Consider the following 13,528-nt stretch of genomic DNA (forward strand, 5'->3'; position numbering starts at 1 on the left):
CGACATCCGGGATCAAGGCTTGGCGGCGGCAACCGGACGGACGGATATATCGGATACTGTCCACTGGCTGCTGCTGCCCGAACTATCGACCCGTGTTTGCAGAGCGACGTTCTGAACCGTGCAACCGGCCGGCACCGTGAATGTCACCGCGAGCTCGCGGTTTTGCGACCCGGGGCGCTCGGCGGGCGCCGCCCCGATTTCCCGGCGCTGCAATCCCGGACAATCGATCAACCACGACAGTCCATCGCGGCTCTTGTCGCGGCGCGCGTCCCTGCCGCCGTCTGACGGACTTTCTTCGCCGTTGTCGTTGGTCGCTTTCCATCCCAGACGATATTGGCCGGGGGCCAGGAACAAGAGCTTGCTCGCCACCGTTCCGCTCGTGCCGGCTTCGGCATAGGCGACCATCTCGGCCTTGCCGGTTCGCGATAGTTCCGCCCCGATGGCGCCATCCGACTGCAGCCACCATGTTACCGGACGATAAGGCGTCTGCTTTGCCGACGGCAGCGCCATCGATGTCACCGCCGCGCGATCGGCGCCGGGAAGACGCGGATAGAGCTTCCGCACGATCGCATACTCACCCTCTTGAGCCAACCGGCTCACGACCTGGTCATAATGCAACCGCTGCTGCACGGTGTCGGGCAGCGAAGGAACCTCGGACAGAAACTGCCCATAGAAACGGATCGGAGGCGTATTGCTCAGGATCGCGCCACCCAATCGGCCGAACCAGGGATTGTCGCGGTTGGCATAAGGGATCATCCCTTTGCGAAACTTGGGATCTGCCAACGCAAGCCCCATATGCTCCATGTAACGAGCGCTCGCGACCGGCATGCTCCGCAGCAAGGCGTCGAAATGCTCGAGCGCCGCGGCCATGTCGGCGCGCTTGGCTGCATCGTCGATGAGCAGGCTTTCGGTCACCCCGTCACGGCGCGAAAGTTTGTGCGAAAGGCGCAAAAGCCGGATCGGCTGCGCGTTGCGGGGATCGGTCGAGCCGCCAGAGGCCAACGCAATATTGCGCACAGCGGCAGGATTCAGCGGAACAAGATTGATGGCCGCGCGGGCGAGCCGCATGGCCTGGCCCTTGTCATTGAGCACATTGTCGCGCCCGAAGTCGGCGATCACCGGAGCCTGAAGCGCCTGGGTGGCGCAGAACGCCGGATGGAGCACCGGACAGGCCCCAGCGGATTTGCTGACATGTACGAAGCTGTTGAACCCGGCGAGGCCCGCGAGGACGAGGGCGGCGGGCGCCGCTACCAGCCACCGCCGGTCGAGATTCACCGCCGAGAAATTTTGCCGGATCTGGGAAAGGGTCGATTGCTTGCTGCTCCCGCCCCGAGAGCGCCTTCGGTTGGTCATGAGCCCGACTTCCAAGCTCCGCCCGTCTCGGACTTCGCATCTTCGTCGCGCCCATAGCCATAACCATAGCCGTAGCCGTAGCCGTAACCGGTGTGCTTTGATTTGAACTTGGTCAGAACGATGCCAAGCACCTTACCGCGCGCTTCGCGCAGGCGCTGCAGCGCGCTGCTGACCCCGCGCGCCGCGACGCGTTCGGATTCCACGACGTAAACGACACCCTCAACCGCGCGAGCAATCAATGTCGCGTCCGCGAGACCGAGCATGGGCGGCGCGTCGACGAGCACATGGTCATATTTCTTGTCCAACGATTCAACCAGCTTTTGCAGGCGGTCGCTCGAGAGCAATTCCGCCGCGCTTGGCGGCTGAGGACCTGCGGAGAGGAAGTCGATGTTGGCGATCGGCGACCGCTGCATCAAATCTTCCCAATTATTGTCGCCGGCCAGATAGTTGCTGAGGCCCTGATTATTTACCAGGCCCAGATTATTGTGCATCGCCGGCCGACGCATGTCGCTGTCGACCAGAACAACCTTGCGGCCGAGGCGCGAGAGGACGAGTGCCAAGGCCATGCCCGTCGTCGATTTTCCTTCGGCCTCGACCGTGCTGGTGACCATGAAGGATCGCGGCACGCCATGATCGGTCGCGAACGCCAGATTCGAGCCAACGGTAAAATAGGCCTCGTATATCGAGGACTTCGGATCGCCGAGCTCGACATAGTGATCGCCACTTTCCGACACCGGCGTGGTGCCCAGAAGCGAGGCGTCGAACAGGGCCGCGACCTTGCTCGGGTCGATCACCGTTTCGTCGAGATTCTCGAGGACCAGCACAACACCGAGGCCGATGCCGAGGCCCATGAACGTGGCGAGTATGAGGTTCAGCAAAAGATTAGGCGACGAAGGTTTCACCGGCAGTTCGGCGGCATCGACGATCGACACATTGTTCGCGCCAACACCAGCGACGCCAATTTCCTTATAGCGCTGAAGGAGGCCATTATAGAGTTCGCGATTGGTATCGACATCGCGCTGATAGATGTTGAACTGGATCAACGCGCGTTCCTGCGTGTTGAGCTTGCCCAACCGCGCATCCACGCGAGCACGAAGCCCCTGCTCGCGCGCCACTGCCGCGTCATAGGTCGCCTGGACAGCCGAAACCGCGCGCCGCTCTTCGCGAGCGATGCTGGCGTCGAGTGCCGTCAGTTCTTCTCGCAGCGATTTCGCAGGCGGATAATCGGGTTCGAAGCGGGCGAGCATGCCCGCCAATTCGGCAGCCACTTCCGCGCGCTTTGACCGCTGGTTGTTGATCGACAGATTGTTGAGCGAGCCTTCGCTGACGCCGCGTGCGCGGGACGCATTCAGCTGCCCCTCGGCCGCCACGCGATCGGCGGTAGCCATCGCGAGTGCGGCGTTTACCGACTGCAGGTCGACCGAAGCCAAGGTCTGCATGCCCGGGCTGCTGCCGGTCTTGCCGGTGCCCGACGTTTCGAGACGCACGATATTATTTGCCGCAGCATAGCGGACGAGTTCGCGCTCCGACGTCTCCAGCCGTGTTCTGAGCTCGTCCAGCCGGCGTTCGAGGAACTCGCGCGCATCGGTGGTCGAGGCAAAGCGACGGTCGAGATTGCTCTGAATAAACTGACGAACCCACGCGTCGGCGATACGCCGCGACAGCGCGGGATCGCCGCTTGTGTAGCTGATATCGAACAAGGACGAACCACGGACAGGTTCTGCCGAGACATGTTTGAGCAGCGTATCGACGACAAGCCGCTGGCGCCGCTGGGCGCTGGTCAGCGAAGCGCCCGCCGGCGTAGCGCCGACACCCTCGGCCGCAGCATCGGGGTCAACACCATGCGCGATGAAAAACGCGTCGTTGCGCGAGAGGTTGAGCTGTCGACTGACGCGTTCCGCCAACGAACGCGCGGTCAACAGCGCGTTCTGCGTCGCATAAAATTCCAGGTCGCGGCCCGCGTCTTCGGGCTGCACGCCTTCAACGGACGTAATATTTGCCTGCTCGCGAGCAACCTCGATCCGCGCCCTGGCGGTATATTGCGGATCGGCGAGCAGCGTCAGGATCAGCCCGGCCGCTACGGTGGTCGCAACCACCGTAATGATCAACAGACGCCGATTCCAGATGACGTTCCAATATTGGCGCAGCATCGGAATTGCGGAGCCGGCAACGCCACCGCTGGCGGGAGCGCCGCCCACGGGATTAATCAGCGTCATTGAATTCATGGAAATAACCTATTGGATTATCGGCGCTGGATGAGCGCGACGACAGGACTGACAAGCAGAGTGCCCGCCTGGACGATTTGCTGGAACATGCGGCGCCCACGGGACTCGCCCACGACCACGATATCGCCGGGAAAGACTTCGGGATCAGCATAGGCACCGCGCCGGATGGCGCCCAGATCATACATCGCGACCATCTGGTCGGCACCCACGGTCCGGAAAATAACCACATCGCTCAGCTTGGCAAATTCGCCCGTGCCCTCGGCGCGCGCCACGGACTGCATGAGCGTCACCCTGCCGACAATCGGCTGGGGGCCAGGCTTGCCGACTTGTCCGTCAATCGTGACGAATCGGCTTCGCGCCTCGTTCAAGTTCACCGTGACCAGCGGATCACGGATGTATCGCTGCCGGAGACGCTGGGTCAGGCTTTCGGCGAATTGTTCTGCGGTCTGATTGCTGGCATTCAGCGTGCCCGCGAGCGGGACAGCGACATTGCCAGCCCCGTCCAGCGAAAATTTTCGCTCTTTCAACTCGTCGATACCGACGACGTCGACAAGGATTTCGTCCGATGGGCCCAACAGATAAGGCCGGACGTCGCCGCTGATGTCGATGCCGTTCGGCGGCGGCAGTTGCTTCGCATCAACGACCTGCAGACCTTCGCCGTTCGCGCCACCGAGCGCTTTCGTGCCGGCACAACCCGACAACAATGCCAGGCCGAGCGCGCCCGACATGATTTTCACCCCGAAAGAGCGCCGAATCATGCCTTGGAACCTTCCTCTAAATTGTCGACTTCATTGCGCCGACGGGAGTTTGCTGCGGCGCGGTCGCCATACCCGGGGGCGCGAAATGCGTCTAGTGCAAATACAATGAAACCCGTTGCAATCGCAGCGAGAGCGGCCAGCGACGGCGTACGCAAAGGATAGTCGAACACGCTGCCGACACCGAGCATGACGAGGATCGCGATCCCCGCATATCCCAGACGCAGCCGCTCAACGGCAGCCGATTGCTGCTTGGACAACAGCGCACGGAGTGACCACAACCTGATGGCCGCGACCAGCAGCATGATCAGCGCGACGGCTATCAGCGCGATGCCGAACAGGCCATATTCGAAGAATATTTCGAGGAAGTCGTTATGCGCGTGGTTGAGATAGTTTTCGGACAGGAGCTCCGCGGGTTCTATGACCTTGTATGCGTTGGCGAACGATCCCGTTCCCCACCCGAAAGGAAAGGCGTCGAGCCCCATTTTCCATATATGGGGCAGCGCCGCGAACCGGGGATCGTCATCGACATTTTCGTTCAGGAGGCGATCAATCGTTGTCTGTCGCCTCGACAATGCGAGAAGGAAGATCACCAACGTTGCAACCCCCGCCATGATGGCAGCAATCAGCCCCCCGACCTGCCGCGCCCCGCGCGCCTTCACGCCGCTGTCCGGCCGGCGATATATCAAAGCCGCGAAAACCAGTCCCATTGCTCCGACCAACAAGCCTGCGCGTGATTCGGTGATCAGGATGGTCGGCAACAAAGTTACGGCGCCGGCAATGGCGACGAGGCCATAGGCGCGCTGCTGCTGCATCGTCCCCTTCAGGCCCGAAGCCCATACGGCGAGCAACGGAAAACCGCACGCGAGGAACATCGCATTATGGTTGCGATTGGCGAACAGTCCCGTCGCGGACTCCCAATTGGTGATGCGATAAAGATAGAAACCATTGCTGGGGCCACCGATGATCTGCAGGACGCCCAGGAAGGCGCTTGCGAACACGATAATGCAGAGCAGCTTCAGCAATCGCCCGCCGATTTGCTCGCCGCTGGCCGCCATCAATATCAGCACGGCGGCGGGAACAGCCATCGAAAACAAACTGTTCCATCCGGCAAATGCGTCGACGGTCAGAGGCTGCCAGCTCTCTTTGATCCCGGTCACTTGAAAGATCTCGGCAATGAGGCCGCGGCCCGGAAGCGATGACCATAGAGCCGGGGGCAGCGGAACCAGATGCAGGAGCACCAAAAGTGCCGAAGCGCCGCCGAGCCACCATATCGGCTTGAAAGGTTTCGCCTGCTCCTTCGTCAACGTCATAAGGCCGGCGACCAGAGCGATAAATGCAAGCGGCCTCAGCAACAGCAGAGAGGTCACGTCCGGCCGCGCTCCGCCACCCAGCAGAAAGGTCAGGGCGACGAAGGACAGCAGGATGAGGCCACTGGCAGCCCCGGACAGAGTGCGTCGGCGCGGATCGAAGTCGTTCCGAGCGAATGCGCGAGCCATTACCTAAATTCTCCTGATAGATTCAATTTGCGACTTGCCGGCCGGCACCGGCCCTTTGGCGCATTTGACGGAATGCATCGCTGGGCTGGTATCCCGGGACGATCTTTTCGACAACCGCAACCGCCGCGACAACGTCCCCTTCGGCCAAGGCATCCTGAAGCGCCATAAGATACCCCTCAAGTTCGCGCCATGGGATCATCGCCTCTTCGGCCGAATATATTCTAGAATGCGCCGTAGGCCGCGCGGTGCTGTCGATCAGCAACTCTTCGAACAGCTTTTCGCCCGGACGCAGCCCCGTTTCGACAATCTCGATATCGCCGTCGGGATTTTCCTCGCTCCTGACAGTCAGCCCCGACAGGCGGATCATCGTCTCGGCGAGCGCGGCGATCCGAACGGCCTCACCCATTTCCAGCAGAAACACTTCGCCGGACCTTGCCATGGCGCCCGCCTGAATCACCAACTGCGCGGCTTCGGGAATGGTCATGAAATACCGCGTGATCGAACGGTGCGTCACGGTGACCGGTCCGCCATTTTCGATCTGACGCCGGAAATGCGGGACCACCGAGCCGCTCGAACCCAGCACGTTGCCAAAACGCACCATCGTGAAAATCGTCCGATCGGGTTCGGTTGCCATCGCCTGCAATATCAATTCGCAAATTCGCTTGGTGGCTCCCATGATGTTGGTCGGGCGCACGGCCTTGTCGGTACTGACCAGGACGAAGCGTTCGACGCCGCAAGCACGGGCGGCCTTCGCCGTCGCCAGCGTTCCCAGAACATTGTTGCGGGCAGCGGAAAGCGGGTTCGCTTCCAGCATCGGAACATGTTTGTAGGCGGCGGCATGGAACAATGTGTCGGGGCGATACTGGGCGAGGACGCGTCCGATCGAAGCTTCATCGGAGCAATTGCAGAGTTCCACGCGCAGGTCGATGGACCGGCCCTCGGGCTCGATCTCCAGCCCGCCAGCGATGATCTGTTGCTCGATCGCAAAAAGCGCCGATTCCGACACGTCCAGCAATATCAGCTGCCGCGGCCGCATTTTCCGGACCTGACGGACAAGCTCCGCGCCGATGGATCCACCCGCGCCGGTGATAAGGACGACTTTTCCGGCGATCGAAGAGCCGAGAAGATGCAGGTCGGGCGCGACCGGCTCGCGGCCGAGCAGGTCCTCGACGCGAACCTCGTGCACATCCTTGAGCGAGACCTGGCCGCTAAGGACGCTGGTCATGTCAGGAACGGTGCGCACACGCACCGACTGGCGTTCAAGCATGCTCACGATCTCTGCCCGGCGGGCGCGGTTCACGCGCGGCAACGCCAATATGACCTCATCGACCGCGTCATTGCGAAGGACATTGGCCAGATTTTCGGGACTCCAGACCGTGACGCCGTCGACGCGGCGGCCCTGCATATGGACATTATCGTCGAAAAATCCTGCGAGCCGCATTTCGGGATGCGAGCGCATCGACAAGGCCAGCTCCTGCCCCGACTTGCCGGCGCCATAGATGAATACGGTACGTTGACGACCACGCCGGACCCGCGAGGGCAGCAGATCGGATATGATCACGCGCATGATCGCGCGGCTCGAAATCACAGCAGCCGTAAATATGACGACATAAATGATCGAAGCAGTCCGCGGGATGCCCACAACGCCCAGCGCGACGACCGCCACGACGAGAACCACGCTGTGAACAAAGGATGCTGCGACGATATCGCGCACCGTACGCACCCCGGCATAGCGGATAATCTGGCGATAAATGCCAAATATCTGCGCGGCAACCAACCAAGCGGAAATGGCGAGCCCGAAGAAGATCGCGACCGGGACGAAGGAGATTTCCCACGTTCCCAACCGGAGCCAGAAGGACAATATTGCCGACAGGGCGGCGATTACAATATCAAGCAGGACCAGCGTAGCCCGCTTAATTGCGCCATTGGCCAAAATCAGGCGCCGCAACTGGACAACGAAATACTGCATGGCGCTGTCGAAACTATCCTAGGCACGTATCCCGGAACGGGAATCAGAAACTCGGCTTGACCATTTTATTAGGCAAGCCGCACCGGATTGCCGCATTCGTCCGGCGCGCGCAACTACGGTTATCCCCGTTCGATGGCAATCCACAAATGCCGCATGGCCGCATCAGCTCGCCGCAACACGAGATTTGCTGCCAACGTCGACGCGTCGGCGGTGTATGATTTCGCCCGCTATCTGCCCCCGCGGCGGCGATCGGCACCGGCTGGACGGAAAATTGCAGTTGAATTTGTTAACCAGCTTAAAAGGCGCACGTTTTACATAAGTGGGGAGGGTTGCGTTCCGCGGCCGTTGCGGCTGCAATGCCGCATCACCAGCGAGGGGATCGATTCAGATGGCGGCTATCCTTGTCACCGGGGCAGCCGGCTTCATCGGAATGAGCGTGGCCGAACGGCTTTTGGCCCGCGGCGATACGGTCATCGGGATCGACAATCTCAATGATTATTACAGCGTTGCGCTGAAAAAAAGCCGATTGAACCTCCTCAGTCAGCGATATGGCGCACACTTCCGCTTTCACGAGATCGATTTCGCGGCAATGGCCGATCTGGAAAATGCGCTGCAGGGGCAGACGTTCGACGGCATCGTGCATTTGGGGGCGCAAGCCGGGGTGCGTTTTTCAATCGAAAACCCGCATATCTATATGCAATCCAACATGGTCGGGCACCTCAACATGCTCGAAATTGCGCGGCACCGGTCGACGGGCCATTTCGTTTATGCATCAAGCTCGTCGGTCTATGGCGCCAACAAGTCGATGCCCTTCAGCGTCGGCGACCGCGTCGATCATCCGGTCTCGCTCTATGCCGCGACCAAGAAAGCCGACGAGATGATGAGCGAGGTTTATGCGCATCTCTATCGGTTGCCGCAGACCGGTTTGCGATTCTTTACAGTCTATGGCCCGTGGGGGCGCCCCGACATGGCGATGTGGTTGTTTACCGATCGCATCCTGTCGGGACGGCCGATCGACATTTTCAACGAAGGCGATATGAAGCGGGACTTCACCTATATCGACGATATCGTCACCGGCGTCGTCGCCTGCCTCGACAATCCGCCGGTCGATGACGGGCTGGAGAAGGCCGGCGGAAGCATCAGTCCGCACCGCATCTACAATATCGGCAACCATAAGGCGGAGCCGCTGATGCGGCTGGTCGAACTGCTCGAAGACGCCTGCGGCCGGAAAGCCGAACGCCGCTTCCTTCCGATGCAGGCGGGCGACGTCAAGGAAACCTATGCCGATATCGCTGCCATACAGAAGGATCTCGGCTATCAGCCGTCGACCAGCATCGACGTCGGCATACCGCGATTTGTATCCTGGTATAAAGCGTATCACGGGATCGGCTGAACGCCGCCCCTGACCGGGCCTTTGTAGGTCAGGCCGCTTCGGCCAGCCCGTCGGTCTTGAGATAGCGGCGCTCGGTTCCTTCGAGGACAATCGCCGTCAGCACCCCCGATCGATAGGCGCCGGTGTCGATGCCGATCCGGTTCGGCCATTCGTCCACATCGCTGCGGATGGTATGGCCATGCACGACCATCACGCCGTGATCGCGCACATCCTCGAGGAAGTCGTCGCGAATCCAGCGCAAATCCGACAGGGTTTGTTTCTGAAGCGGAACGCCGGGGCGAATGCCCGCATGGACAAAGACATAGTCGCCAATTTCAATGACGTCTTCGCCCTTCCCCAGAAATTCAACATGCTCTTGGGGAACCATCTTGCCGAACCGGTCGGCGACATAGTCGAAGCTCGCATCGCTCAGTTCAACCTCGTCGCGCCAATAGCTCTGCACCGTCGCTTCGCCGCCGATACGCATGAAATAGCGCAGACGCCGAACATCGCCGCCAAGTGCCGCGAGGAAACATTCCTCATGGTTGCCGATGAGCAGCCGGGTATCCGGGAAATCGCCGCGCAATCCGATCGCGCGTTCGACAACGGCGGCCGATTGCGGGCCACGGTCGACCAGATCGCCGAGCAGGACAATGGTGATTTGGGCAGAGGGCCGCGCGGCGACATCGGCGCGAATCTTGTCGATCAGTTCGGCAAAAAGGTCGTCACGCCCGTGGATATCGCCGATGGCGTACACACGCCGGCCGCTCGGCACAGCGAAACCGCTGCGCACGGTGTCTGCCGGCTGGCTCTTACGCTTCCAGAACATTCGAAAACCGATCCAACTTCCAACTATGGGGTGGCGCCGTTCAGAAACGGCGAACCCGAAAATGATAGCAGCCCCTAGCGGCGCATTGCTTTGGTGACAACATACGCGCCGACCTTCGAAGCGTTGCAGCGCGCCATCATATCCTGTTTTCTTCCCCTTCCATCGCGGTTTAAGGGTGTCGCAAGCTTTGACGCTTAATCGCCCTTCAGGCGGTGTTTGATGACGTCACGATGCGGGAGTCCTTGAAAATGAAAGTAATGACGGTCTTCGGCACCCGTCCGGAAGCCATCAAGATGTTCCCGGTCGTCCATGCTTTACAGGCCCACAGCGGGATCGACGCCCGCGTTTGCGTCACCGCGCAGCATCGCGAAATGCTGGACCAGGTGTTGGATATCGCGCGCATCATACCCGATATCGACCTTGACGTCATGCAGGCCAATCAAACGCTCGACGGACTCCTCGCCCGACTCGTCGTGGGCCTCGGTGAGACGTTCGACGCCGAAAAACCCGATCGCATCCTTGTCCACGGCGACACATTGACGACGATGGCCGCAACGCTCGCAGCCTATTTTCGCAAGATTCCGGTCGGCCATGTCGAAGCGGGCCTGCGCAGCGGCAACATCTATCACCCCTGGCCCGAGGAGGTGAACCGCAAGGTCGCCGGCGCGGTAGCCGACCTGCATTTCGCCCCGACCGAAACCGCGGCGACGGCACTCCGCAGCGAGAATGTCCCGGCCGAGCGGATCCACATCACCGGCAACACCGTAATCGACGCGCTGCTCGCGACAAAGGCGCGGATCGACGAAGAACCGTCGCTTGCCGCGGGTCTCGATCCCCTGATCGGCCGCTTTGCCGGCAAAAGGATCATCACCGTCACGTCGCACCGCCGCGAGAATTTCGGCGACGGCATGAAAGCCATCGCCGAAGCTATCGCCGCAATCGCGGCGCGCGACGATGTCGCGGTCGTCTTTCCGGTCCATCCGAACCCGCATGTCCGCGGTGCGATGGAGCCGATCCTGGGCAGTCATTCCAACGTGGCGTTGATCGATCCGCTCGACTATCCGCATTTCGTCCGCCTGCTCGCGACGTCGGAACTGGTGCTGACCGACAGCGGCGGGGTGCAGGAAGAGGCGCCATCGCTCGGCAAGCCGGTGCTCGTCATGCGCGAGACGACCGAGCGGCCCGAAGGGATCGAAGCGGGCACGGCCCGCCTCGTCGGAACCGACAAAGCGCGCATTGTTTCCGAAATTTTCAAGCTTTTGGACGACAAGGACGCTTATACAGCCATGGCGCGTGCCCATAATCCGTTCGGTGACGGCACGGCGGCAAAACAGATTGCGGAGATTGTTGCGCGTGCCGATTGATACGGAACAGAAGGTCACGGTCCTCGGGCTCGGCTATATCGGCCTGCCCACAGCGGCGCTGATCGCGCGCTCGGGTTGCAAGGTCACCGGCGTCGATGTCAGCCAGACGGTGGTCGACACGATCAACAGCGGTCGGGTCCATATCGAGGAAGTCGACCTCGACGGCCTCGTCCAGGGCGTCGTGTCGCGCGGTGCGCTGGTTGCTTCGATCGAGGTCGCCCCGGCCGACACGTTCGTCATCGCCGTGCCGACGCCGCATGACGACGAGCACCGCCCGGACATCAGCCACGTGCTGTCAGCGGCACGCGCGATCGCGCCGAAGCTTGAGGCGGGCAACCTCGTCATCCTCGAATCGACGTCGCCCGTCGGCACGACCGAAAAAGTCGCGGAACTGATCGCCGAGCTGCGACCCGACCTGAAGGTTCCGGGCGCGTGCAACGGCGCGGCCGACATCTTTGTCGCCTATTGCCCCGAGCGCGTGCTTCCGGGCCGCATCCTCGTCGAGCTGGTCGACAACGATCGCTGCATCGGCGGCGTCACGCCGCGCTGCGCGCGCCGCGCGATGACCTTTTACCGCCAGTTCGTGCGCGGCGCCTGCGTGACCACCTCGGCACGCGCCGCTGAAATGGTGAAGCTGGTCGAAAACAGCTATCGCGACGTCAACATCGCCTTTGCCAACGAACTGTCGATGATCGCCGAGCAGATGAGTGTCGATGTATGGGAGGTGATCCGCCTCGCCAACCGCCATCCGCGTGTCAACATCCTCCAGCCCGGCCCCGGCGTCGGCGGTCATTGCATCGCGGTCGACCCCTGGTTCCTCGTCCATGGGGCGCCCGACCACAGCCGGCTGATCCGCACCGCGCGCGAGGTGAACCTGGCCAAGACCGCGCATGTCATCGGCGCCGCCGAAATGCTGGTATCGCAGCATCCAGAGGCGCGCGTCGCCTGCCTCGGCCTCGCTTTCAAGCCCAATATCGACGATTTCCGCGAAAGCCCCGCAGTCGAGGTCGCCGCCGCGCTGGCGCGCCGCTTTGGCAAGCAGATCGAGATCGTCGAGCCCTATGCCCGCAGCCTGCCAATGGAGTTTGCCGGAACCGGCGCGTCATTGACCGACCTCGATACCGCTCTTGCCACGTGCGACCTGCTCATCGTTCTGGTGGATCACGACCTGTTCAAATCGATCCCGCTTGAAGAGCGCGGGGACAAAATCGTCTATGACACGCGCGGCCTGTGGCTCGACCAGCCAAAGGCCGGAGAAGGCGGCCATTTTAATCGGGCGGCCTGACTCCGCCGACTTGACGATCGAACCGCGGGGCGACATGAACCGCGCATGTTCACACGTCTTCAAACACTTGTCGTGGAAAAACCCTGGGGGCGCACAGATATTCCCAGCGATTTCGGTGACTTCGGTGATCGCCGTATCGGCGAAATATGGTTTGCGCATCCCGATGGCGATGACGCGCAGATCATGGTCAAATTCCTCTTCACGTCCGAACGTCTGTCGATCCAGGTTCACCCCGACGACGAGGCCGCGGAAGCGGCGGGCTATCCGCGCGGCAAGGAGGAGTGCTGGCTGGTGCTCGACGCGAAACCGGACGCCGAGCTCGGGGTCGGGCTGATCGCGGAAACCACGCGCGAAGCCCTTCATGGCGCAGCGCTCGACGGCACGATCGTAGACATGATCGATTGGCGCCGCGCACGGGCCGACGATTTCGTTTATAACCAAGCGGGCACGATTCATGCGATCGGCGCCGGGCTGACCGTCGTCGAAGTGCAACAGAATGTCGATTGCACCTATCGTCTCTATGATTATGGCCGCCCGCGCGAACTGCACCTCGAAGCGGGGCTCGCGGTATCGGAAACGGCGCCGCGTCCCGATCCGCGCGACGGGCGTGTCGCTGCGAACGACAACCGCCTGCTCGTCGACGGGCCGCATTTTCGCCTGCTCCACCTGTCGGGGCCCGACGCCGCGGGGCTGTTGCCGCAGCATGACGCCGACTTCACCTTCACTCCTCTGTCGCAGGGATGCAGCATATCGGGCGAAGAGGTGAAACTCGGCGAATGCGTCGCGACCGACCGCGCCGACCGCATTGCGCTTGCCCCGGGGGCACGCGCGCTGTTGTGCTGGCCTGCCTGACACCCCCTGAAAATCGAGACAACAG

Annotated in this window: 10 protein-coding genes; 4 read left to right on the top strand and 6 right to left on the bottom strand. The window is 61.6% G+C overall.

Annotated features, from left to right (window positions below):
* Positions 1–12: 12 nt before the first annotated feature.
* Genes J2X38_RS11145 through J2X38_RS11165 form a run of 5 tightly spaced genes read right to left on the bottom strand, consistent with a single transcriptional unit; the run spans position 13 to position 7,801 of the window.
* Entirely contained in the window at positions 13–1,368 is a 1,356-nt protein-coding gene (locus J2X38_RS11145; protein ID WP_310254036.1) for a hypothetical protein, read from the bottom strand.
* Complete coding sequence (locus J2X38_RS11150) at positions 1,350–3,569, bottom strand: polysaccharide biosynthesis tyrosine autokinase (protein WP_310254038.1); 2,220 nt, start codon at positions 3,567–3,569, stop codon at positions 1,350–1,352. The genes J2X38_RS11145 and J2X38_RS11150 overlap by 19 nt, the downstream gene beginning before the upstream one ends.
* A 26-nt stretch (positions 3,570–3,595) precedes the next feature.
* Positions 3,596–4,336 carry a polysaccharide biosynthesis/export family protein gene (locus J2X38_RS11155; RefSeq protein WP_058538311.1) on the bottom strand — a complete coding sequence of 247 codons (741 nt, stop codon included), beginning with the start codon at positions 4,334–4,336 and terminating at the stop codon, positions 3,596–3,598.
* Positions 4,333–5,832, bottom strand: coding sequence for an O-antigen ligase (locus J2X38_RS11160; protein ID WP_058538310.1), 1,500 nt, complete (start codon positions 5,830–5,832; stop codon positions 4,333–4,335). The genes J2X38_RS11155 and J2X38_RS11160 overlap by 4 nt, the downstream gene beginning before the upstream one ends.
* Before the next feature lie 22 nt (positions 5,833–5,854).
* Positions 5,855–7,801 carry a nucleoside-diphosphate sugar epimerase/dehydratase gene (locus tag J2X38_RS11165; RefSeq protein ID WP_058538309.1) on the bottom strand — a complete coding sequence of 649 codons (1,947 nt, stop codon included), beginning with the start codon at positions 7,799–7,801 and terminating at the stop codon, positions 5,855–5,857.
* A gap of 388 nt (positions 7,802–8,189) precedes the next feature.
* Between J2X38_RS11165 and J2X38_RS11170 the strand changes: the two genes are divergently transcribed.
* Positions 8,190–9,194, top strand: a complete 1,005-nt coding sequence (locus tag J2X38_RS11170) for an NAD-dependent epimerase/dehydratase family protein (protein WP_310254044.1) — start codon at positions 8,190–8,192, stop codon at positions 9,192–9,194.
* Between the two features lie 28 nt (positions 9,195–9,222).
* Here the strand turns inward: J2X38_RS11170 and J2X38_RS11175 are convergent, their stop codons facing one another.
* The gene (locus tag J2X38_RS11175) at positions 9,223–10,002 is read right to left on the bottom strand and encodes a metallophosphoesterase (protein ID WP_058538307.1); all 780 of its coding nucleotides are present in this window, start codon (positions 10,000–10,002) and stop codon (positions 9,223–9,225) included.
* Positions 10,003–10,250: 248 nt separating this feature from the next.
* Here J2X38_RS11175 and wecB point away from each other — a divergent pair, with 248 nt between their 5' ends.
* Genes wecB through J2X38_RS11190 form a run of 3 tightly spaced genes read left to right on the top strand, consistent with a single transcriptional unit; the run spans position 10,251 to position 13,503 of the window.
* The gene (gene wecB / locus J2X38_RS11180) at positions 10,251–11,366 is read left to right on the top strand and encodes a non-hydrolyzing UDP-N-acetylglucosamine 2-epimerase (protein WP_310254046.1); all 1,116 of its coding nucleotides are present in this window, start codon (positions 10,251–10,253) and stop codon (positions 11,364–11,366) included.
* Positions 11,356–12,651 carry a UDP-N-acetyl-D-mannosamine dehydrogenase gene (gene wecC / locus J2X38_RS11185; protein WP_310254048.1) on the top strand — a complete coding sequence of 432 codons (1,296 nt, stop codon included), beginning with the start codon at positions 11,356–11,358 and terminating at the stop codon, positions 12,649–12,651. Before wecB ends, wecC begins: the two co-directional genes overlap by 11 nt.
* A gap of 45 nt (positions 12,652–12,696) precedes the next feature.
* Positions 12,697–13,503, top strand: a complete 807-nt coding sequence (locus J2X38_RS11190; protein ID WP_310254049.1) for a class I mannose-6-phosphate isomerase — start codon at positions 12,697–12,699, stop codon at positions 13,501–13,503.
* Positions 13,504–13,528 lie beyond the last annotated feature (25 nt).

The organism is Sphingopyxis sp. BE235, assembly GCF_031457175.1.
Classification (GTDB): domain Bacteria; phylum Pseudomonadota; class Alphaproteobacteria; order Sphingomonadales; family Sphingomonadaceae; genus Sphingopyxis.